Origin of the sequence: Orientia tsutsugamushi, assembly GCF_900327275.1 — a bacterium.
Classification (GTDB): Bacteria; Pseudomonadota; Alphaproteobacteria; order Rickettsiales; family Rickettsiaceae; genus Orientia; species Orientia tsutsugamushi.
In genome coordinates this window covers 797,671-819,822 of the sequence record NZ_LS398548.1, presented here as the reverse complement: position 1 = coordinate 819,822, position 22,152 = coordinate 797,671, and the positions used below count along the sequence as shown (strand labels likewise).

Sequence of the window (22,152 nt, the reverse complement as noted above, 5' to 3'; positions counted from 1 at the left end):
CTTTTTATTTATAATTGAAGTTATTTAACTTATAAGTATCTATTATTGTTTGACATATAATTTTGATTATAATAGCCAGCGGAATAGCCAAAAATATTCCTGTAAATCCTAAATAATAGCTACAGGTTAATACTGCAAAATATATCCATATAGGGTGTAAGCCAACTTTGCTGCCTATAAGTTTAGGAGTAAGAAAGTGACTTTCTAAAATATGACTGATGATATAAATCATACTTACATAAAGTAACTTGAACGATAAACCAAATTGAGAAAAACATGTTATTAATGCTATGCTTGTTGAGATTATTGTTCCAATTAAAGGTATTATAATTATAGTACCAGAAAGTAATCCTATAGTTAAAGAAAAATCTAAATTAATTAATAGTAGTGAGATGCTATAAAAAATTGATAATATTAAACAAATATTTAGTTGTCCCTGAGCATATGCTAATAATGAAGTATTCATGCTATTAACTATTTTATTAATATATAAAAGGCTTTGCTGAGGAAGTATAGACTTGCAGCTATTGATAATTAGCTTCCAGTCTCTGAGAAAATAAAATAGTAATATACCAGTAAATGCTGCTGTAACAATGCTATGTATGGTAGTAATGGTATATTGCCAAGCGTGATTTAAAATATGAGTTATTATCAGAATCCAGCTATTTATTATTTCAGTAAGTATATGTTTAATATTATGATTAATGCTATTCTCAAGATTGTTAATACTGTTATTAGATTCTATAAAGTTTTGTATGGTTGCTTTATATACTGGAATATTAGCAATTAATAGTGCTGCTTGTTTATAGATAATTGGCATTAATAATAGTGCTGCTACAATTAGAATAGTTAAAAATACTACAAATACTATGGATACTATTAAGTTTCTGGATAATTTAAGTTTTATTTGTAATATTTCTACTATTGGGTTTAGTATATAAGCTAAAACTGCAGCGGCTAAAAATGGAGTAGCTATATTAATTAAAAAATAACATAACGATAATATTATTGCTGTAATTAGAAAATACAGTATGTAGTTATTTGTTTTTACTATCATATAACAATGATCTTCATTTAATTAAGTAATATTTAATTGTAAAATAAGGATAGTTTAAGAAAAATTTTACCATAAATGAAATGCATTTTTAATTACAAGGTAATACTATAGCAAATTAATAAAATTAATGGAATTAATGGAATTAATCTTGATACTATCAAGATTAATTGATTTTTGATAGTTTAATTTTATTATATCTTTTTGTCATATAAGATTTTTAAGGAAGGTGTTGTGAATTTAGATTTTGATTTTAGAGCTAAAACATGAATAATAAATACTTTTTTTTAATGAATAAAAACTATATATGATTAAAATTGCAGAATTAGTAGTAACTTTTTTTTATTTAGGAAAGGTTAAACTTGCTCCAGGTACATTAGGTTCGATAGTAGCTTTTCCATTAAGTTTATTAGTATATAGATATTTACCTGTATATGAATTTTATCAATTTAATATAACATTACTTGCTATTGCAGTTGCGTTATTTATTGTTGGTAGTTTTTTTAGTCAGATATATATGGGATACTATGGGATACATGATCCTGGGGAAATTATTATTGATGAAGTAGCTGGGCAAATACTGACTATTATACTTGTAATGCCGTTAATAAATCATATTAATTCAGTGCTAATGTTTTTAGTAGAGTTACTGAGATGCACTGTAGTTTCTGTAAACAATTATTGCAGTATATGTGATATAAATTATGTTAAGGAATTTAAGAATTATAATCTAGTGGTTTTATTGATATTGTCCTTATTATTTTTTAGATTGTGTGATATAGTTAAACCATGGCCTGTAGGTTTTATAGATCAGAATCTTAAAAATGGAATAGGAGTAATGTTAGATGATATTATTGCTGGATTAATGGCTGCGATAATGATATACATTTTTATCAAATTTTAGATGATACTAGTCGATAATTAATATTTTACTTTTGTTTTGTAGAATTAAAAATAAATTTTATGCAGTTGGATGATGCAGTAATTGCTCAAGTTAGAGAAATATATGACTTATTAATTACAAGAAACAACAACTTATTGATATCAACTGCTGAATCTTGTACTGGTGGAATGCTTGCTGCTTACATTACTTCAATTTCTGGCGCTTCAAAGATTTTTCAGTCTGGCCTCATAGTATATTCTAATGTATCTAAAGTAAAATTGCTAGGATTACCACAACATATTCTATCAATTTATGGTTCAGTATCAGCTGAATGTGCTATTGCTATGGCTGAGAATTGTAAAATAGTTACTAAAAGTGATATTGCTTTGTCAATTACTGGTAATGCTGATTCTTCCAGTATACCAGAACAAAAGCAAGGAGGGCTAGTTTATTTTGGAATATGTGGGACTAATTCTAAAAGCCACAAAAAAAATTTTAATGGAGATAGACATCAAGTTCGTAGTCAAGCGTGCCAGTATGCTATAGAGTTACTGCGAGATTATGTATGTAATATACTACAATAATCTTTAATAATTAAGTAATTTAAACTAATAGGATATAAATTTAATGGAATTGAAAAAAAGTACTACTAAGAGAAGTAGTGTTAATGCTTTAGAAGAAATATTATACAATGAAATAAAAGTATTAGACCATGGATTTATAAGAGTTGTAGATTATATGGGAGATGATTTTTCAGTAGTACAAGCTGCTAGAGTCTCTTATGGTCGTGGAACGAAGCAACTTTCTCAAGATAGAGGATTGATAAGATATTTAATGCGACACAGACATACAACACCATTTGAGATGTGTGATATAAAGTTTCATATTAAACTGCCAATTTTTGTAGCACGTCAATGGATCAGACATCGTACAGCAAGTATTAATGAATATTCAGCTCGTTACTCTATTTTAGCGAAAGAGTTTTATTTGCCAAGAAATGAGGATATAACTCCTCAGTCAAAAACCAATAAGCAGGGTAGGTCAGAAGATGTAATATCTGAGCAGTGGTCAATGAGAGTTTTAGAAATATTAAAGAGCGATGCTGAAAGATGTTATCAACACTATGAAGAAATGCTTAATGAAGATAGTGAAGGGCATATCGTAAATTCTGAAAACGTAGGGATTGCAAGAGAGTTGGCTAGAATTAATCTGCCTCTAAATTATTATACTGAGTGGTATTGGAAAGTGAACTTACATAATTTATTACATTTTCTATCCTTAAGAGGAAGTAAACATGCTCAATATGAAATTAGAGCTTATGCAAAAAAGATGATTGATATAGTAAAGCTTTGGGTCCCTTATAGTTTTGAGGCATTTGAAGATTATGTATTGCACTCAGCATTAATATCAAAGGGAGGCTTGGCAGTAGTTAGAAAAATGATAAAAGGTGAAAAGGTTAGTATGGATGATAGTAACCTTTCAAAAAGAGAATGGGAAGAGTTAATGGAGATAGTTAATGGAGATAGTTAATGTATTATTGAATATGGAATTAATAAATGCTGTTTTTATAGATTAAATTGAATTTTAAATGTGAATAGTGAGAAAAAACATTATAAAAATAAGAATACTTCTTGACATAAAACAAAAAAACTATATAACTGTGTGAAGAAGCAAGTAATAAAGTATCTTTATATCTTGTAGCTGTTTAATAAGTAAATAAAGTTATCCAATATAAATAACTAACACAAAAAAAATTTACTGTTAGATACAAAACAATTTTTAGAATTAGTTCTGTATGCAATCAAGTAATTTCAAGTAATTAATAACAAAAGGGCATTCGGTGGATGCCTTGGCGCTAGAAGGCGATGAAGGACGTAATACGCTGCGATAAGCTTCGGGGAGCTGCGAATGAGCTTTGATCCGGAGATTTCCGAATGGGGGAACCCACTTGATTTATCAAGTATTATATAATGAATAAAATAGTTATATAAAGCAAACCCAGCGAATTGAAATATCTTAGTAGCTGGAGGAAAGGACATCAATTGAGACTCCGTTAGTAGTGACGAGCGAAAGCGGACCAGGCCAGTAGTATTAGAAAAATAACTAGAATAATATGGAAAGATTAGCAATATAGGGTGATAGCCCCGTATAGGTAAAAATTTTTAATACTCTTGAGTAAGGCGAGACACGTGAAATCTTGTTTGAAGATGGGGGGACCACCCTCCAAGCCTAAGTACTCTCTAGCGACCGATAGTGTACTAGTACTGTGAAGGAAAGGTGAAAAGAACCCCGGTTAGGGGAGTGAAATAGATCTGAAACCAAATGCCTACAACCAGTCGGAGCAGGTTATGTTAATGATAGTATGGTTTAGTTGAGCAATCAATTATATTATATGATTATATACTGTATCTTGTGACGGCGTACCTTTTGTATAATGAGTCAGCGAGTTAATTTATTAAGCAAGCTTAAGCTGTTAAGTGTAGGCGTAGCGAAAGCGAGTCTGAATAGGGCGATTAAGTTTAATGAATTAGACCCGAAACCGAGTGATCTAGCCATGGCCAGGCTGAAGGTAAAGTAATATTTACTGGAGGGCCGAACCCGTTAATGTTGAAAAATTATGGGATGAGCTGTGGCTAGGGGTGAAAGGCTAATCAAACTCGGATATATCTGGTTCTCCGCGAAATCTATTTAGGTAGAGCGTTATGTGGTTGTTATTGAAGGTAGAGCACTGAATAAGCTAGGGGGTCATACAGGCTTACCAAACTTAATCAAACTCCGAATGTCAATAAAGTATAGCATAACAGACAGACTGTGGGCGCTAAGGTTCATAGTCGAGAGGGAAACAGCCCAGATCGTCATCTAAGGTCCCCAAATCATAGCTAAGTGTGAAAGGATGTGAAAAGACCAAAACAACTAGGAAGTTGGCTTAGAAGCAGTCATCTTTTAAAGAAAGCGTAATAGCTCACTAGTCTAGATAAGTTTTTTTGCGCCAACAATGTAGCGGGGCTAAAGCTATGTACCGAAGATACGAACTTAATATTGTAATGATATTAAGTGGTAGCGGAGCGTTCCGTAAGCCTGTGAAGGTAGACCGTGAGGCCTGCTGGAGGTATCGGAAGTGAGAATGCTGACATGAGTAACGATAAAAAATGTGAGAAACATTTTCGCCGAAAATCTAAGGTTTCCTGCGTAAAGCTAATCTGCGCAGGGTTAGTCGGCTCCTAAGGTGAGGCTGAAAGGCGTAGCTGATGGGAATCAGGTTAATATTCCTGAACCTAAGAGATGTGACGAAAGTAAGACATTGTATAGGCTTAATGGATTGTCTATGCAGTTAATATTTTCCAGGAAATAGCACTCTTATTTAAGACCGTACCGGAAACCGACACAGGTAGATAGGTAGAGTATACCAAGGCGCTTGAGAGAACGATGCTGAAGGAACTAGGCAAATTGCATCCGTAACTTTGGAAGAAGGATGACCTATATATGGGCAACCAATTATAGGTGGCACAGGCTAGGGGGTAGCGACTGTTTAATAAAAACACAGGACTCTGCAAAGTCAATAGACGAGGTATAGGGTCTGACGCCTGCCCGGTGCTGGAAGATTAAAAGGAGGAGTGCAAGCTCTGAATTGAAGTCCCAGTGAACGGCGGCCGTAACTATGACGGTCCTAAGGTAGCGAAATTCCTTGTCGGGTAAGTTCCGACCTGCACGAATGGCGTAACGACTTCCCCGCTGTCTCCAGTATCGACTCAGTGAAATTGAATTCTCCGTGAAAATGCGGAGTTCCCACGGTTAGACGGAAAGACCCCGTGAACCTTTACTACAGCTTTGTATTGGTATTAGAAGTTAAATGTGCAGGATAGGTGGGAGGCTATGAAGCAGTGACGCAAGTTATTGTGGAGCCATCCTTGAGATACCACTCTTTTAATTTTTGATATCTAACTGAATTCCTTGAATCAGGAATCAAGACAGTGCATGGTGGGTAGTTTGACTGGGGCGGTCGCCTCCCAAAGAGTAACGGAGGCGCGCGAAGGTTAGCTCAAGTTGGTCGGAAATCAACTGTTGAGTGTAATGGCATAAGCTAGCCTGACTGCGAGTCTGACAAGACGAGCAGAGACGAAAGTCGGTCATAGTGATCCGGTGGTCCCGAGTGGAAGGGCCATCGCTCAACGAATAAAAGGTACTCCGGGGATAACAGGCTAATGATTTCCAAGAGCCCATATCGACGAAATCGTTTGGCACCTCGATGTCGGCTCATCACATCCCGGGGCTGGAGAATGTCCCAAAGGTTCGGCTGTTCGCCGATTAAAGTGGTACGTGAGCTGGGTTTAGAACGTCGTGAGACAGTTTGGTCCCTATCTGCCGTGGGTGTTGGAGATTTGAGAGGGCCTGCCTTTAGTACGAGAGGACCGAGGTGGACGTACCTATGGTGTACCAGTTGTCGCGCCAGCGGCACAGCTGGGTAGCTAAGTACGGAAGAGATAACTGCTGAATGCATCTAAGCAGGAAGCTTGCCTCAAGACTAGATCTCCCCATTAAAGCTGTGGAAGACTACCACGTTGATAGGCCAGGTGTGTAAGTACGGTGACGTATTGAGCTAACTGGTACTAATAGCTTGATTGATTTAATTACTCTGAAATTGTATACAGTACTAATTCTATTGTTGTTTTTGATGTTAATATATTTGTGTACAGTACAGTATTGATAACTTTATTTATTTTAGGCTATACTATAGGAACTATAGCCTATATATTTGGCTTGGTGGTTATAATTATGAGTGACACATACGATCCCATTCCGAACTCGATCATTAAACCTCATAATGCTGATGGTACTATGTTTAAACATGGGAGAGTAAGTTGCTGCCAGGCTTGATATGTAGTTTCATTTGTTACTGTAATCCTTATTAATTTAGATAAATTTTATCTACTAGCATTAGAAATAACATTCAATAAAATACTGTACCTCATATTATATTAGCAACACTATAAAGTTTTTGTAGTAATGATGTTTCTTTTAAATGAATTAGTTATTAAACTTTGAAATATTTGTGATAGTATGCTAAAATTTAGCTAAAAATATAATGCTAATGGATAATAGTGAAATAGCAGTTGATATTAAAAATAGTAAATACTTTCAAGATGCTTATAGGTGGTATAAAGCTAAGTATCTTTATCCATTGCTACATCGGTCTGTAGTATTTATTATACTAGCGTTATTATTGCTATTAATAGTACTGAGTATAATTAATGTTTATAGCTTGCTGCCTGTTACACAATCACTAAAATATATTATTTCAGTAGATGAAAAATTTAATGCTGCTGCAAAAATAACTTCTGCAGATCAAGTACTTAAAAATCCACTTCAATCTATAGTAAAAATTTTAGCTGAAAGCTATGTTGTAAAACGTGAAAGTTACAACTACAGTCAACTTGCTAGTCAATTTCAATATATCAAGAATAGATCTACGCGAGGAATATTTAGACAATTTGTTAATTATATGAGTCTTCAAAACTATCAGTCTCCTGTATTAAGATATCAAAAGACTGCTAAACGTAAAATTAAGATTTTATCATCAGTATTTCTTAATAATGATGAGTTAGCTGTATATTTTCACTCCTGTGCCATAGATGATAAAGGTAATATGGTTGAAGATATGAAGTGGAAAGCAAACATTATTTTTGAAACAGATCAAGTTAATTTAAATGCTGCATCTGGTTCAATTTTTAAATTTTTTGTAACAGATTATAAAATAACATTACTACAGAATAATAATGAGAAATAGAAATAATCAGATTAGTTTTTTTATTATTATATTATTAACTATTATAATGTTGCCGTTTAGAGCGATGGCTATTAGGGAACCTAAGCCTACAGCTATTGATAGCAGAATAAGAGTAATGACTTATAGTCCAAATGATGTGTTTAAATTTACTGGGTATTATAACTATCAAGGATGTATAGAGCTTGATAAAGGTGAAGAAATTGTAAATTTATCAATGGGAGATCCAAATGCATGGTTTATTCAAGAATTCGGTAATAGAATTTTTATAAAACCTATCAAGGATGATGCTACTACTAATATGCTTCTTATTACTAACAAACGTACTTACTTTTTTGAATTACATGCTGAGGAAGTACAAAATATTAATGATTCTAACATGATATTTAATGTAAAATTTTTATATCCTGATAATGAGAAGAGTAATAATACAAATTTAGTATCATTAACTTCAGAAGTAGATTTATCTCACCCAGAAAATTATAATTTTTACTATACCATTAGTGGGCATCAGGAAATAGCACCAATAAAAATTTTTGATGATGGAGATTTTACTTATATATATTTTAGAGATAAAAATGTTGCAATGCCAACAGTATATATAGTAGATGATAGGAAAAAAGAGTCGCTTGTAAATTTTAGAATAAGTACTAAAAATCCTAACTTGATGATTGTTGAACAAGTATCTCGTAGGTTATCTTTAAGATTAGGAAGAAAAGTAGTATATGTATTTAACGAAGCGTTACTATCAAAGTAGTTAATTTTAATACTCAACAACTATTTGGGAGATTATAGCTTAAATTGTTAAAGATATTAACTTTAGTAAAAAAAAGCAGTTACAGTTATAGTTGTAGTAATGTTATAACCTGTTATCGCGTTTTAGAGGTCTCTTTTTTAAAAAAAGCATTTTGCACACACAAAAGGAAGTACAAGAATATATGTCCTATTTGTATATAGGCAAAAAAGAACTATAAAGGCTATTCTACCTTGATTGTGGAACTTCAGATTGTGTAATAAATTTAATGACTTTTTCCTCTGTTGGTAGTTTTTTCAACTGCAATATTCTGATGAGGTTGATAGATAATGTTATTAGTTATTTGATGCTCATACTTCACCCCCATTTCATGCAACTTGCTACCTATCTTCATGACCTCCTCCTGATCTTCACGACTAAATCTTTTTAAGATTGTCTTGGTTATATCATATAAAAATTGCCAAGACATTTCAGTTAGCTGTTTCAAAGATAGCTTGTGCACTACAGATCTAGCTTGAGCATAATCCTTTTGTGCTATTGCATCTCCTCGTTGTATATAATTGTTTTTGCTTTGTTTAGATTTTCGTATTTTGTAAATCAATATAGCAATCGTAATAATAACTAAAGGTATAGATAAAATTAGATGATTAAGCATAGTTTAAACTGCTCTTTTGTTGTTTACTTGATTCATTTGAATTTATACTTATAAAAGCTTATATGTATTATAATATAAAAATTCTAAAATAAAAAACAAGGTATGAAATTTATGTCATCCTGGCTTAATAAGCTTACTGCAGCTGTTAGCAAGACAACTAATAAGCTTACAGTACAAATTACTAAACTTTTTTCTGAAAAAACTATAACCAAAGAATCTATTGAACAGCTAGAAGAGGTTTTATTAAGTGCTGATTTTGGTGTTACAGCTACTAATAATATTATCGAAAATTTTAAAACGATTAAATTTAATAAGAATATTCAGTTAGATGATATTAAATCAGAGCTAGCAAAATCAATTATAAAATTTGCTTTTCCAAACGGAAATCCTGAACTACATATTAAGCCAGATGTACTTAATGTAATGATTATATGTGGAATTAATGGTAATGGTAAAACTACAACTATTGGTAAATTATCACATTACTATAACTTGCAAGGACAAAAAATAGCTATAGCTGCTTGTGATACTTTTAGGGCTGCAGCAACAGAGCAGCTAGAAATATGGGCAAATAGGTCAGGTAGCTATCTATTTAAAGGAAATCCAGGAGCAGATCCTGCAAGTGTAGCATATCAAGCTGTTAGTTGGGCAATAGATAATAAAATTAACATATTGTTTATTGATACAGCTGGTAGACTTCATAATCATAAAAATTTAATGGATCAATTAAAAAAGATAAAAAAGGTTGTTAATCAGTATCATAATAGTAGTTCTATATGTTATACTTTACTTACTCTAGATGCTACTAATGGGCAAAATGCCTTTACTCAAGTTGAGCAATTTCAAGATATTGTATTATTAGATGGAGTAATTATTACAAAACTTGATAGTACATCAAAAGCAGGAGTAGCTATAGGGATAGCTGAGAAGTTTAAAATTCCTATTTATTTTGTTGGTATAGGGGAACAAATTGATGATATTAAGGAATTTAATGCTAGTGATTTTGTGAATGCAATATTAGCAGGGCTTACACAAAAGAATAAAAATATGTAGAGAAGAGATATTTTGGGCAAAAGTACAAAGAAAAATTGTAATTGTTTGCAAAAAAACCTGCATACTATTTTGTTTTTGAAATTGAAAATGTGGTTATTTTGCAAACTAACAGTATCTCTATTACTATCTATTATATGAACCAAGAAATTATAATGGGAGAACAGTATCTAGATATGTTCTAAATGTAGATGTTTTAAATAACAGACTCAAAAACATCTATTTAATAAACTCTTATTTTGATATGCAAGGATTTTAAAAATTATTATCTATATTACGTGCGTTATAAGTATAAGGGATTCTTTTTATTTACCAAGTTATAGTAGAATAATACAACTGTGGCCTATGTGGCCTAGAGTGTTGCTACCACTAGATGTATTAATGCATTATCTGAAAGGAGATGAGACTGGTATATATGTAATATCCATTTCAATATTTAAGACTACTGTGTTATTATAAGCCTTTCTTCAGAGTGTAAAATTTCGAGTATAGCTACTAAATTGCTATATTTACGCGGTATAAAAACGCGGTTTTTGATAGCTAAAATTACCTGAATCACTTGCTATATCTGACATTTTTTGAGGTTATAAATGGCGCAAAAATTGCTAATAATAATAGTAACAATAATACCACAATATTTTATAACTTTATTGGAAACGCCAGGTTAGGATAAGTGAAAGTATGAAAAGTGTAATGAAAAAGGTCTACAAGAGATAATGTACAATTATAATTATGTGATATATTAAATATAATTTCAATTAATAATGGTTTATTTATTGCTCGCATGTCTGCAAATGCAAATTTAGAATAAAAAAACAGTTAGAAAGAGATAATATATAACTGTTACAATGGGCAATGTTCAATTTATTAAATATAGTATTATGAACTAATTCTTGTAGAAATATGAGCAATAAATAAACCGTTATTAATTAAAATTATATTTAAATATATTGCATAATTATAATTGTACATTATATCTTATAGACCTTTTTCATTACGCTTTTCATACTTTCACTTATTCTAATCTGGCGTTATTAAACTTTATGTCTTGATTTTGCGATGATAGAAACTTTATATGCTCAAGTTTTGTTAACCATGTATTTCTGTCTATGCTGTGTACAGTCATTGTTTCCATCTTACATTCTTACTTTTCTGCTAACCCTTTGCTCCATTCACATTATTGAGTTTCATCACTACTATGGCTAACTCAGCCATCCTTACACTATCTCCAAATCCTTATGTTTCACTACTTGTACTTTGATGAATACTTACTTAATTACGTAAGAGTTATAAAGACTTCTCAAGTTGTGTCATTAATCTTTACAAACTAGCTGACGCCTGCGACCTCAGTGGTTGAAAATTTTTGGATTTTCACTAGTTTGACCTCCAATCTTCTTTTACCTACTATGTGGTAGAACATATCGACTTCCACTACATCACACTTTAGACGCTAATTTAGGATAAGTGATTAGAAGAGAAAGAAGAAGAGATAAGATAGGGATTAAGTTTGGAGATGGAATAACTAGCAAGAGAAGCAATTATATGAACAAAGAAGTTAATATGAGAGCGATGTCGAGTATGCTCTAAATGCATGTGTTTTTTTAGTACATTAAAGACAGACTCAATTAAGGAACGTTTATTTAATAAAAGCTTATCATCTATGTCCAATAAATATGTTTTCATATCTTTACGAAGATTAGTAAATAAACGTAGACCATTGGAGAAGAGTTGATGAAATAACTCTTTAGATATGTAAGCTTTATCACCAAACAATTTACCAGATAAGCCTTTAGAAATAACTGAAGCTACAGATAGATTGCTTTTATTGCCTTTAGTAATTTTAACTGACATTATTTCACCTTTATTATTAATTATGAGATGCAGCTTAAAACCTAAGAACCAGCCATAGCTACTCTTACCAATTTTAGAAAATATGCCTTCCCTGCTTCCTCTTATCCTAAACTGGCGTTTTAGGGCTATTACGTTTACCATTTAGTTTTTGCTTGAATGTTGTTTCCCTGTCTACGCTTTACCACTGTCGTTGCCTTCAGCAGCACAAGACTCGCTATATGGTGGATCTAGCTTCTAACTGGACTTTCGCCAGTAAGATTAATTCACATTATCTTGACGCATCTACCAAATACAGACACATGCCTTCAAGCTTCAATAGTTTCTTTAAAAGTAGCTTATCAAATAACTCTAGATGAATACTTAGGTGAAATACACTAGTTTTTGCAGTTTTAATTGAGTTATTGCATCTTCTGCTTTTCTATTAACAAAACTAATACCAGAAAATCACTATCTACATCAAAACAACTCAATAACTTTGTATATTCATAATTTATTATTACTGTCTATTGTTATTTTATAACAATTTATTGTATCACAAATAAATCATTGTAATAACTTATTTTAAAATAAGTTATTATTTCTCCTTTACTCATAGCATAAGTTCAGTAGATATAATAGAGAAAAAAATAAAATTATAAAAACTACATTAGTGAATTAGGCTATATATCTCAATCTTAAAATAATAAAAAATACTTAGGAATAACTTTTGATATAGTAATCATATAATCCAGAATAGCACTAATCTTAGCCAAATTGTGTAAGGCATTGTCACTTCTTCTTACATGCAAGTTAAGAATGTTGGGGCAGGATAGTGGCAACGCTCTAAATAAATTTTCATGATTCTGAAAATTTATTAATCAAGATTACTTTTTAATATCTGTCCATTTTCTATTGCCTCCTTACATTGTTCTAATTCTAGTAAATAAACTACTTTATTATAATAAGCCTCTATACAATTAGGTTTATACTGAATAGCTAAATGAAAATTTTCTATTGCTTCTTGATATTTGTTTAACTCAAAAACTAAAATTTCAATATTAAATTTTTTCTGCTATCATGGTTCTATACTGCATTCATTTTCTGTTGTATGAGCTGATTATTTTTTGATACAATAGCTGTATTTAACAATCTTAATAATAAAACAGCTGTTATATATTTCATATGATTATTAATTGCACTTTAAATTTTTGATTAGCTACTGACAGCCAAATAATTACTGAATTAGCAGTGTTATAATTAAATTTTCTTTTGTGTTGTTGTATTTTTTCAATCTTATCTATAATACTATCAGAAATTTTATCAGTATTCTTTGTTTTTTCATTATCTCAATGATTATTGTTAATAACATTAGTTGAGTTAGATACATGTGCTTTTCTATAAAAAGGTGTTAATATTACTGGTTTAAAGTTAAAAATGAAATACGTAAAGTAGCTCACTTATTTCATGACTTTTTTATGCTGTTTTTACACTTTACGTTCTGTAACTACCTTTCCAAATAAGCTATGCTGTCAACATACAATGTTTATTCTAGCTTCAAAAGCAAAATTTAAATAACTATTTTCATTTTCATTAATTTATATTAGAATGACAATATATGGTTAATATTTTAAGTTAACATTATTATAGTTAGAAAACTAACAGTTATATGAAGATTAAATCTGCTCTTATTCGACAACATCCAATCTGGACCAATCATAATGAAATTAACTTATGTTATGTAAAAAAAATTATAAAAACAACTCTATGCCATAACGTTTTTGTGAAGTTACAGTCACTTCAGCAAGCTGAAGTTGTAATTTTATTAACTAATGATCATGAAATGCAGAACTTAAATTTTACTCATAGAAAAATTAATAAACCAACAAATGTTCTATCATTTCCAGATCAAGTTCTTGATTGGCACAATTTATCTACTTTAGACATACATGATAACTATATTTATTTAGGAGACATTGCATTTGGATATAATACAATTGCTAAAGAAGCAGTAGAACAACAAAAAACTTTTATTAACCATTTTACTCATTTGCTAATACATGCAATATTACATTTACTAGGGTTTGATCATCAACACGACAGTGAAGCTATAATTATGGAAGAGTTAGAAGTTAATTTACTTGCTAAATTTAGTATAGCATCACCATATTAGTAAGTATAACTGATGCAACTTAAACCTTTAGATAAAAAAGCAAAAAAGCACGTTATTGCCCATTATGTAACAACATTAAAAAACTGGTGTTTCCAAATTTTAAGCAGGTTTCGGCTTATGTATAATGCTAAGTATAGGGAATTATATCATATTATTCAGGACCTTGAAATTAATGGTAATAAGATGTCTATAAGAGAGCAGATGTTACTCGGCAATTTCCTAAAATGCTATAACAAAAGCTTAGAAGAGATCATGATACCTAGATCTGATATTAAAGCAATTAAACTACCACTTACTCTTGATAAGTTAAAATCAATCATTACTCATACTTATCATACTCGTATATTAGTATATGAGAATAATCTTGATACTATTCTTGGGTTTGTACATATAAGAGATTTACTGTCTATATTGCTGGATGATAAGAACTTTACATTAAACTCCATTTTACGCCAACCTATTATTGCTGCTCAATCAATGAAAGTACTAGATTTGCTATCTGTTATGCAAAGAAAAAAAACATATATATCAATAGTAGTTGATGAATATGGTGGAACAGATGGCATAGTAACTACTGAAGATATTATAGAAAAAATATTTGATGGCATTGATCAGGAAGATAGTAGTTACTTTGATGCAAGGCCAGAATTTATATATCAAGTAGTTGATCAGCAAACTATTATTACAAGTGCGAGAGTAAGAATTGAAACATTAGAAAAAGCTATTGGCATTCAATTAAAACAAGAAGAAGATGAATGTAATACTATTGGTGGACTAGTACTTACTAGAATAGGACATATGCCATCTGTAGGTTTTGTTGTAAACATTAACAAAAATATACAAGCTGAAATTGTTGATGCTACTCCTCGTATATTAAAACAAATTAAATTGACTATTCAAGATTACGAAAAATCTAATATCTTATAGTTATTATTGTTTACATTTATCAAACATAAAATATCAAACTGTTGGAAAATTATGATTTCCACCTATTAAGGTTAATATCTAAGTCAAATAAATCAAGTGCTCTGCCAACAGAGTATTCAATAATATCTTCAATATCTGCTGGTTTATTGTAAAATGCAGGTACAGGTGGTACTATTATTCCTCCAATATTCGTTACCTTGCTCATATTTTCCAAATGTGTTATGTGATATGGAGATTCTCGAAACATTAATACTAAGCGTCGTCTTTCCTTTAGATTAACAGATGCTGCTCTTACAATTAAATTATCTTCATATCCTTGAGCAATAGAAGTTAACGTTTTAGCACTACAAGGAGCAACAATCATACCACAAGTTTTAAATGACCCACTAGATATTGCAGCTGCAATATCAGAATTTTTATAATAAAAAGTAGATAGCTTTATAACATCCTTAATTGTAAACTTAGTTTCAATTGAGATAGTTAATGCAGCTGCCTTAGAGATAATTAAATGAGTAGCAATACCATGATTTTTTAGCAACTCCAGAGCTTTAATACCAAATATTGCTCCAGATGCTCCAGTAATAGCAACAACAATATTATTTTGTTTATACATTACTATATATACTATAATGAATGATAAATGGCGGAAAAGAGGGGATTTGAACCCCTGATACGGTTAACGTAAACACGCTTTCCAGGCATGCGCCTTAAACCACTCGGCCACTTTTCCATTTGAAATATAGTGAAAATAAAACTCATTGCTAATTTTTGAAAAGAGACTAATTGCTTAATGTTGATGTAAACCGGCATATTAAGCATGTAATACATAATATATTAGTACATAAAAAAAATTGCTGTTGTTTTATTCTTAATATTAAATATAAAAAACCTTACATTATCTTTAAATTGTGCTAAAATATACAATGAAAAGTAATATCATACAATAATAAAATTAATTATAAAATACTTAATTTAACTTACACATGTAATTAAATGTATTATATTTATTATATAGTTAATGTAGTAGAATGATAGTACCAATAGTGATATCATGATTCAATGCCATTATTTCTTTCTGTAGTATGACTGCTGCAATACTTGTTGTTGATGATTTAGAATATAATAGAAAGCTTTTAGAAACAAAGTTATTAACAGAATATTATACTGTATACACCGCTGCTAATGGACAAGAAGCTATTAAAATACTTAAAGCTATTAAAATAGATGTTGTATTACTTGATATTGTGATGCCAGGTATGGATGGCTTTGAACTTTGCAAAGCAATAAAGTCTAATCAAGATACTGCTCATATACCTGTAATCATAATAACTGCGCTATCAGATATTGAGGATAAAGTTAAAGGTCTTGAATGTGGAGCAGATGAATTTTTAACTAAACCAATAGAAGATATTTCTTTATTTGCTAGAGTAAAATCATTAGTGCGTATGAAAGCAGTTTCTAATCAAATAAAACTTCGCAGCATAACTTACAATCAAATTAATAATAATGATTCTGAATTTCTTAACGCTAATAAGGTTGGTACTACACTTAGTTTTAAACAAAGTAATGATTTTTCAAATAGCACAATTTTAATTATTGATGATGATGCTATATGGTTCAATCGCATCTCAGAAATAATAACATGCCTTACTAAAAAAGTTGAGTTATTTGAATGTATAAATTATACAGATAACAAAAATAAGTTATTAACAGATTTAGAGAAAATAGCAACTAGCTTGGTTCCAGATTTATTAATAATTAATAACCAAATTATATTAGAAGATCCATTAAGAGTATATGCAATTTTACGGTCTAAAGATGAATTAAAGCAGTCAGCATTTATGCTGCTAACTGAAGATTCATTGGAAAACAGAGATTATGATGATATTAGTACTGATAAACTACTTAAGGGATTAGAAATGGGAATAAATGATTTCTTTCCTTACTCAATTGACAATAACGAATTACTAGCAAGAATTAAAACTCAATTAAGACGTAAACAATATCAAGATCAACTAAAGCAAGATCTAGATAATAGGTTAAACTTAGCAGCAAAAGATGGATTAACTAATATTTTTAATCGTAGATACTTTGACAGTCATATTAATCAACTTATTAATGATGCTAAAGACAGTAATAAGTCACTGTTTTTAATAATGATAGACTTTGATCATTTTAAAATGGTAAATGACACTTATGGACACCAAGTAGGTGATGAAGTATTAAAGGCTTCTGTCAAAATTATAGAGACTAATATCAGAGTTACTGACTTAATTGCAAGATATGGTGGGGAAGAGTTTATAATTACTATCTACGACGATGATATTGATCAGCAAAAGGCAATAGCATTGGCAAATAGAATTAAAATTAAAATTGAAACACACAATTTTATCATTTCTAATCTAAAACTTCAACTTAAGCAAACCATATCAATAGGAATCACTGAGTACGATCCACCAGAAGATGCTAATGCTTTAATTAGCAGAACTGACAAAGCACTTTATAATGCCAAACATTATGGTAGAAATCAAGTATGGGCTCTATTTAGGTAAAATTAAGTGTAACAATTAACCAAAGTTAACTATAAGTTATATATCAGAAAGCATTAAGATTAGGTAAAAGATTAAACTTTGTATAATGTTGATTTTGAGTATATTTAGTTAATTTTAACAAGAGTTCGATATAGAGCTTAATTCTGGAAGGTAGTTATACTTTGTAAAGTGTATTAAAAACGCCAAAATATGATAAGTGAAAGTATGAAAGGTATAATTATAAAGCCTGCAAAGGATAATATTTCGTTATAACTTTTAATATATTACTAAATACAACTCAATTTAGAACTACGTATTTAACATTTGCTGTTCTAATATTTTTAGCAAATATATCTTTGCTTAATAACTGATTATTCTTTGTAGGCATTCTGTATTATACTTTTCATACTTTCACTTATCCTATTCTGGAGTTAGAATTGTTAAAAAGTGACAAACATACGCTAATGTTACCTAAAATAATTATGATTGCAACAAGCAAATATTAATATCTCACAACTAATCATGTCATATTAGTTTTTAAACTTGGGATTTAATAGGTCAACATCAAATGAAAAAGTTGGTATTGTAACTTTGAATTTTTCCAAAGATGACTTATCTAGCATAGTGTATTTCCCTTTCATAAGACCAGAATTAGTAAATAACCTTGTTTGGCTTACATATTCAAAAACTTCCATAGAATTTAAGACAGGTTGCTGTCCTACTACTCCTTCTCCTTCTGTTTCTTCGACTGTACTACTAGAATCATATATTTTCCAATATCTACTTAATAATTGTACAGGATTCTGTCTTAAGTTTTTGATTCGGACATTATATAGCCATACATATATAGAACGTAATCTATTAGATGCTTCAGGATAAAAAGCTGGCCTTACAGTTACCAATATATCAGCTGTTAAAGCATGAAATCCATTAAATTGATGATTCTCTATATTCATTATATTATAATTTCAGTGATACTAATAAAATAATAATATAATTTAATTAAACTACTAAAAATTGACAAAATTTATGCAAAAACATCAAAAAGTCACATTTAAAGTAAAAAACAAATCAGGATAAGGTTGCAATAGTTCTGATATAATCTAGGTTTATCAGTTTTTAGAGTTTAATTTCATTATATCATTATTATCATATTAATAACTGTATAATATAATATAGTATAGTTTCAAGAAAATATATATTTTGATTAATTAAGCAGAGAAATAAAAAGTAGAGTAGATGTATGAATGAAAGTTAGAGTAATAGATAATGCATGCAGAGATTTTAAAAATATAGATTATACAGAAGTATCAGCAAATAAAATATGTTACAGATGGCAGATTTTTTTAGAGAAATAGATAAGAAAGTAATGCAAGTAATATGTACAGATTTTTCAAATGGTAATGAAATTCCAGTAAAGAAAAAAAACCGCGCCTACTAAACCAACATCAAATAATTATAGTCAAAAAAACGTGAATCCAAGGTTAGAAGCTTTATTAAAGAATAAGCTTATACGCAATATGCGCTCCATAAATAGCGCTGCTAAAAAATGAGTACTCATTAGCTGATTGAATGTTAAAAAAAAGAAGTTTGTGCTATCAAAATCAAAAAAACCATGCTAACTTAAAACTCAGGTGAGAATTGGTGTTGAGATGGCGATACAGTTTGCAAGGATTGAATTTTTAAGTAGAAGTAAAGGAGGTGATAGTTGTCGTAAGGCAGCGTATAATGCAAGAACTATTGTTAAAAACGAAAAGACAAATATAAGATATAACTTCTCTCGTAAGAAAGATAACGTATATCATACAGTGCTGATACCAGCTTATGTAAATCAAAAATTCAAGAATATTCAAACATTAATGAATGATGCAGAAGCAGAAAGGGAACTGTTAGTTCAGCAAGTGCTTATTCAAATAGAATACTAGAGTTATACCATGATGATGGTGAAAGTAGCAAATATTTTACGACAAGTGAGGTTCGAAATGAGGAGACAAGGATAATCAGAATAGCTAATAAAATCAATGATCAGGTTTATTACAACGATATTTACAATCTTAAAAGCGATATAAGGACTAACAAATGTTAGTGAAGAACAGAAACAAGTGCTAAGGCATATTTTTTGCTTAGCACTAGTGGAGTTAGAGTCTTAAGAGGAAGAGCTGGTACAGGAAAATCTTATGTTTTAGCAAAAGCGTATGAGCTTGCAACAAATCGTAGACAAAAAGTTATTGGCCTTGCTCCCACTCATAAGGCAGTATCAGAGCTGAAGAGCAAAGGTTATACAGATGTCTATACAGTAAAGGGATTTTTGTATAATCGAAAAAAATTTTTGTGCAAAATAGGTTAATAGTAGTAGATGAAGCTGGAATGGTAGGTACTAAAGCTTATGCAGAGCTATTTAGAGTAGTTAGAAACAATAATTGTCAACTGATACTCGCTGTGGATGAAAAGCAGTTAGCTTCAATAGAAAGAGGCGGAATGTTTGAGATGCTGAGTAATATTTTCGGTTCACATGTTTTAACAGATATTCGAAGACAAAGTGAAAACTGGAGCAGAGAGGTAGCAATGAAGTTTGCTGAGAGTAATATTTTAAGCGGTATAACCTTACTGAGGCAAAATAACTGCGTTAAGTTTGATAATACGTTGCAGGACTCAATGAGTAAGTTAATATACAACTGGAGTCTAAACAAGTTTAAACCACATGAAAAATTGGTAATTACAGTACGTAATTTTGAATATCTTGCTAGTACGTTAGTATTATTTGGTAATAAGTACATACTATATATAGTTTTATCGCTGCTACCAATCTTAATATTTTGCATCTTTTGTATTTCTTGTTCACATCTTTGAGCTAATTCGTTTAAATTTGGTGAATTTTGTATAAAATTTGTATTCTGTGTAACAATTTTTGAGTTAATATCTTTACTAAAGTGTCTTTTACAGCATGAGTTATGAATAATTCAACCACTTCTTTTTCATATGTATTTAATGCATTATTATTAATAATATCAATATAAAGATAGTCCTGTAATTCAATTTCAAGATTATTATGATTCAACAAAAGCTTTACACTGTCTATGTGACATCTGGCAGCAGCATAATGCAAAGCAGTATTTCCACAAATATCCTGTAAATTACTAATTTTAGAATTATACTTTAACAGTAACTTTATACTACCTATGTTACCATGCAAAGCAGCATAATGTAAAGCTGTACATTTATTCTGATTAAGTAAATTAATAACATCAGAACTATGATTCAATAAAAGCTCTACAATATCTGCATATCCAAAGGATTATGGGAACAATTGCTGCACAATATATTGACGAAGGCATAGCTAAAGGCAGAGCTGAAGCTGCACAAGAGCTTACAAGGAACTTATTAAAAGCTGGCTTTTCAGTTGAATTTATTTCTGAAAATACTGGATTATCAGAAGAAGAAGTGGTTAATTTAAAAAATAACATAGAGTATTAATTTTTCGAATTAATACTCTACTAATTTAAGTTTTTTGAGCAATTTATATTCACAAACAAAGGCTGTATTTAAGTTTTGTAGCTGCATGGTTAGTTTTGTGATGGGAAAGTTACCGGCAAGCTTTACATAACATGTAAGGTCTGGTAGGTTCATAATTTCAGATGGCATAACTAAAATCTTTTTACGCTCAACATTATTCATATTTACCCCATCTCGCATAGTATTTGATCCATATGACAAGTTCTCTTGAGTTTCAATTATCTCTTGCTCACCTAGTGTTAATGCTGATTTATAGGCTGTAACCTGATCGCTAACTCGAAAAATAAATTTACTATTAAACAAATCCAGCATAGAATCACATTCAGCAGCCCCATATATTGCTTCTAATTGATGAATGTTCTGCAATCCAGCAACAAAGCAGCCTCCATACTTTCTACTTTCAGCCAAAGCAACTGGTAAAGACGAAACTTTTTGTAGAGCTGGAAGTTCATCAAGTATAAACCACATGTTTTTGTTATCATGATTAGGATTTCTACACATCAAAGCCTTGATAGCTATGCTTATCCAAGCTGAAATAAGTGGGCATAAAGCAGCTCTTTGATTTGGGTTAGCTGTGATAAATAGCCAGCCAGTTTCATTCGAATTACTAAACCATTCCTTGATGCTAAAATTACCTCCAGGCTTTAAATATTGTAGCGAAGTAATATTCTTTCCAAGAGTAGATTGAATTCCTGCAGAAGTTTCAAGCGCGCTTTCACTTATAATACCTGATACAGCTGTGTTTCTAAAAGCTTTTGCAAATTGTCTATTATCAGAGTAAATGATTGTATGAATTAGTTTTATGATATCTTTATCATCCTGATATAGCTTCAACGCTTCAGACAAGACTAATTCAGCATTTTTAGTAAAAAAGTCATCAATTTTATGGGTATAATTATTAAAACTACTAGCTATATCATGAAAATCAGCTGCTTCAAAACAATCATTCCAAGGCAACCATTGCTCACTATTTTTTTCCAAAGGATTAAGCAGTTTATCGCAT

The 22,152-nt window shown here is 30.6% G+C and carries 19 protein-coding genes, 1 tRNA gene, 2 rRNA genes and 2 pseudogenes; 16 read left to right on the top strand and 8 right to left on the bottom strand.

Features of this window, described 5'->3' with window-relative positions:
* Positions 1-4: 4 nt before the first annotated feature.
* The gene (locus tag DK405_RS04345; RefSeq protein ID WP_052691661.1) at positions 5-1,057 is read right to left on the bottom strand and encodes an AI-2E family transporter; all 1,053 of its coding nucleotides are present in this window, start codon (positions 1,055-1,057) and stop codon (positions 5-7) included.
* Positions 1,058-1,361: 304 nt separating this feature from the next.
* On the opposite strand from DK405_RS04345, the gene DK405_RS04340 reads away from it, so the two are divergent.
* From DK405_RS04340 to virB9, 7 genes are all read left to right on the top strand, one after another.
* Positions 1,362-1,958 carry a phosphatidylglycerophosphatase A family protein gene (locus DK405_RS04340; RefSeq protein ID WP_045912356.1) on the top strand — a complete coding sequence of 199 codons (597 nt, stop codon included), beginning with the start codon at positions 1,362-1,364 and terminating at the stop codon, positions 1,956-1,958.
* A 59-nt stretch (positions 1,959-2,017) separates the two neighbouring features.
* Positions 2,018-2,521, top strand: a complete 504-nt coding sequence (locus DK405_RS04335) for a CinA family protein (RefSeq protein WP_045912355.1) — start codon at positions 2,018-2,020, stop codon at positions 2,519-2,521.
* 43 nt (positions 2,522-2,564) lie between these two features.
* On the top strand, positions 2,565-3,467 hold the full coding sequence (gene thyX / locus DK405_RS04330; RefSeq protein ID WP_045912354.1) for an FAD-dependent thymidylate synthase: 903 nt from the start codon (positions 2,565-2,567) through the stop codon (positions 3,465-3,467).
* A gap of 287 nt (positions 3,468-3,754) precedes the next feature.
* Positions 3,755-6,569, top strand: a 23S ribosomal RNA gene (locus tag DK405_RS04325).
* A 125-nt stretch (positions 6,570-6,694) separates the two neighbouring features.
* A 5S ribosomal RNA gene (gene rrf, locus DK405_RS04320) occupies positions 6,695-6,808 on the top strand.
* A gap of 212 nt (positions 6,809-7,020) precedes the next feature.
* The gene (locus tag DK405_RS04315) at positions 7,021-7,722 is read left to right on the top strand and encodes a VirB8 family type IV secretion system protein (protein WP_052691659.1); all 702 of its coding nucleotides are present in this window, start codon (positions 7,021-7,023) and stop codon (positions 7,720-7,722) included.
* On the top strand, positions 7,712-8,476 hold the full coding sequence (gene virB9, locus DK405_RS04310; protein WP_045912353.1) for a P-type conjugative transfer protein VirB9: 765 nt from the start codon (positions 7,712-7,714) through the stop codon (positions 8,474-8,476). Before DK405_RS04315 ends, virB9 begins: the two co-directional genes overlap by 11 nt.
* Before the next feature lie 262 nt (positions 8,477-8,738).
* Here the strand turns inward: virB9 and DK405_RS04305 are convergent, their stop codons facing one another.
* Positions 8,739-9,128 carry a DUF2660 domain-containing protein gene (locus DK405_RS04305; protein ID WP_011944405.1) on the bottom strand — a complete coding sequence of 130 codons (390 nt, stop codon included), beginning with the start codon at positions 9,126-9,128 and terminating at the stop codon, positions 8,739-8,741.
* 111 nt (positions 9,129-9,239) lie between these two features.
* On the opposite strand from DK405_RS04305, the gene ftsY reads away from it, so the two are divergent.
* Positions 9,240-10,181, top strand: coding sequence for a signal recognition particle-docking protein FtsY (gene ftsY / locus DK405_RS04300; RefSeq protein WP_045912352.1), 942 nt, complete (start codon positions 9,240-9,242; stop codon positions 10,179-10,181).
* A 242-nt stretch (positions 10,182-10,423) separates the two neighbouring features.
* Positions 10,424-10,601 (top strand): annotated as a pseudogene (locus tag DK405_RS13940) (IS982 family transposase); the annotation flags it as partial.
* A gap of 1,032 nt (positions 10,602-11,633) precedes the next feature.
* Here the strand turns inward: DK405_RS13940 and DK405_RS04280 are convergent.
* Positions 11,634-12,170 carry an IS982 family transposase gene (locus DK405_RS04280; protein ID WP_458692820.1) on the bottom strand — a complete coding sequence of 179 codons (537 nt, stop codon included), beginning with the start codon at positions 12,168-12,170 and terminating at the stop codon, positions 11,634-11,636.
* A 1,504-nt stretch (positions 12,171-13,674) separates the two neighbouring features.
* Here DK405_RS04280 and ybeY point away from each other — a divergent pair.
* Entirely contained in the window at positions 13,675-14,178 is a 504-nt protein-coding gene (ybeY, locus tag DK405_RS04275) for an rRNA maturation RNase YbeY (protein WP_045912497.1), read from the top strand.
* A gap of 12 nt (positions 14,179-14,190) precedes the next feature.
* Positions 14,191-15,105: a transporter associated domain-containing protein gene (locus DK405_RS04270; RefSeq protein WP_045912496.1), complete on the top strand. Its 915-nt coding sequence runs from the start codon at positions 14,191-14,193 to the stop codon at positions 15,103-15,105.
* A 49-nt stretch (positions 15,106-15,154) separates the two neighbouring features.
* Here the strand turns inward: DK405_RS04270 and DK405_RS04265 are convergent, their stop codons facing one another.
* Entirely contained in the window at positions 15,155-15,718 is a 564-nt protein-coding gene (locus DK405_RS04265) for a UbiX family flavin prenyltransferase (RefSeq protein WP_011944401.1), read from the bottom strand.
* A gap of 28 nt (positions 15,719-15,746) precedes the next feature.
* Positions 15,747-15,835: transfer RNA gene (locus tag DK405_RS04260), tRNA-Ser, on the bottom strand.
* A 352-nt stretch (positions 15,836-16,187) separates the two neighbouring features.
* On the opposite strand from DK405_RS04260, the gene DK405_RS04255 reads away from it, so the two are divergent.
* Positions 16,188-17,657, top strand: coding sequence for a PleD family two-component system response regulator (locus tag DK405_RS04255; RefSeq protein ID WP_045912495.1), 1,470 nt, complete (start codon positions 16,188-16,190; stop codon positions 17,655-17,657).
* 509 nt (positions 17,658-18,166) lie between these two features.
* Here the strand turns inward: DK405_RS04255 and apaG are convergent.
* A complete protein-coding gene (gene apaG / locus DK405_RS04250) occupies positions 18,167-18,592 on the bottom strand; it encodes a Co2+/Mg2+ efflux protein ApaG (protein WP_045912494.1) in 426 nt (141 codons plus the stop codon).
* Positions 18,593-19,270: 678 nt separating this feature from the next.
* On the opposite strand from apaG, the gene DK405_RS16095 reads away from it, so the two are divergent.
* The 3 genes from DK405_RS16095 to DK405_RS16085 all read left to right on the top strand — a co-directional run bounded on the left by DK405_RS16095 (position 19,271) and on the right by DK405_RS16085 (position 20,486).
* Entirely contained in the window at positions 19,271-19,561 is a 291-nt protein-coding gene (locus DK405_RS16095) for a MobA/MobL family protein (protein ID WP_231967630.1), read from the top strand.
* Between the two features lie 194 nt (positions 19,562-19,755).
* On the top strand, positions 19,756-19,983 hold the full coding sequence (locus DK405_RS16090; protein WP_045912492.1) for an AAA family ATPase: 228 nt from the start codon (positions 19,756-19,758) through the stop codon (positions 19,981-19,983).
* Complete coding sequence (locus DK405_RS16085; RefSeq protein ID WP_045912491.1) at positions 19,968-20,486, top strand: AAA family ATPase; 519 nt, start codon at positions 19,968-19,970, stop codon at positions 20,484-20,486. The genes DK405_RS16090 and DK405_RS16085 overlap by 16 nt, the downstream gene beginning before the upstream one ends.
* A 10-nt stretch (positions 20,487-20,496) precedes the next feature.
* Here the strand turns inward: DK405_RS16085 and DK405_RS04235 are convergent, their stop codons facing one another.
* Entirely contained in the window at positions 20,497-20,898 is a 402-nt protein-coding gene (locus DK405_RS04235; protein ID WP_045912490.1) for an ankyrin repeat domain-containing protein, read from the bottom strand.
* A gap of 29 nt (positions 20,899-20,927) precedes the next feature.
* On the opposite strand from DK405_RS04235, the pseudogene DK405_RS04230 reads away from it, so the two are divergent.
* Positions 20,928-21,110 (top strand): annotated as a pseudogene (locus DK405_RS04230) (transposase); the annotation flags it as partial.
* Positions 21,111-21,119: 9 nt separating this feature from the next.
* On the opposite strand, the gene DK405_RS04225 reads toward DK405_RS04230, so the two are convergent.
* Complete coding sequence (locus DK405_RS04225; protein WP_064612885.1) at positions 21,120-22,130, bottom strand: type IV secretion system DNA-binding domain-containing protein; 1,011 nt, start codon at positions 22,128-22,130, stop codon at positions 21,120-21,122.
* Positions 22,131-22,152 lie beyond the last annotated feature (22 nt).

What these genes read in the sequence shown, in the direction of transcription:
- DK405_RS04345 (WP_052691661.1), bottom strand. Translation starts at nt 1,057, where the DNA reads ATGATAGTAAAAACAAATAACTACATACTGTATTTTCTAATTACAGCA.
- DK405_RS04340 (WP_045912356.1), top strand. Translation starts at nt 1,362, where the DNA reads ATGATTAAAATTGCAGAATTAGTAGTAACTTTTTTTTATTTAGGAAAG.
- DK405_RS04335 (WP_045912355.1), top strand. Translation starts at nt 2,018, where the DNA reads ATGCAGTTGGATGATGCAGTAATTGCTCAAGTTAGAGAAATATATGAC.
- thyX (WP_045912354.1), top strand. Translation starts at nt 2,565, where the DNA reads ATGGAATTGAAAAAAAGTACTACTAAGAGAAGTAGTGTTAATGCTTTA.
- DK405_RS04315 (WP_052691659.1), top strand. Translation starts at nt 7,021, where the DNA reads ATGCTAATGGATAATAGTGAAATAGCAGTTGATATTAAAAATAGTAAA.
- virB9 (WP_045912353.1), top strand. Translation starts at nt 7,712, where the DNA reads ATGAGAAATAGAAATAATCAGATTAGTTTTTTTATTATTATATTATTA.
- DK405_RS04305 (WP_011944405.1), bottom strand. Translation starts at nt 9,128, where the DNA reads ATGCTTAATCATCTAATTTTATCTATACCTTTAGTTATTATTACGATT.
- ftsY (WP_045912352.1), top strand. Translation starts at nt 9,240, where the DNA reads ATGTCATCCTGGCTTAATAAGCTTACTGCAGCTGTTAGCAAGACAACT.
- DK405_RS04280 (WP_458692820.1), bottom strand. Translation starts at nt 12,170, where the DNA reads ATGGTAAACGTAATAGCCCTAAAACGCCAGTTTAGGATAAGAGGAAGC.
- ybeY (WP_045912497.1), top strand. Translation starts at nt 13,675, where the DNA reads ATGAAGATTAAATCTGCTCTTATTCGACAACATCCAATCTGGACCAAT.
- DK405_RS04270 (WP_045912496.1), top strand. Translation starts at nt 14,191, where the DNA reads ATGCAACTTAAACCTTTAGATAAAAAAGCAAAAAAGCACGTTATTGCC.
- DK405_RS04265 (WP_011944401.1), bottom strand. Translation starts at nt 15,718, where the DNA reads ATGTATAAACAAAATAATATTGTTGTTGCTATTACTGGAGCATCTGGA.
- DK405_RS04255 (WP_045912495.1), top strand. Translation starts at nt 16,188, where the DNA reads ATGACTGCTGCAATACTTGTTGTTGATGATTTAGAATATAATAGAAAG.
- apaG (WP_045912494.1), bottom strand. Translation starts at nt 18,592, where the DNA reads ATGAATATAGAGAATCATCAATTTAATGGATTTCATGCTTTAACAGCT.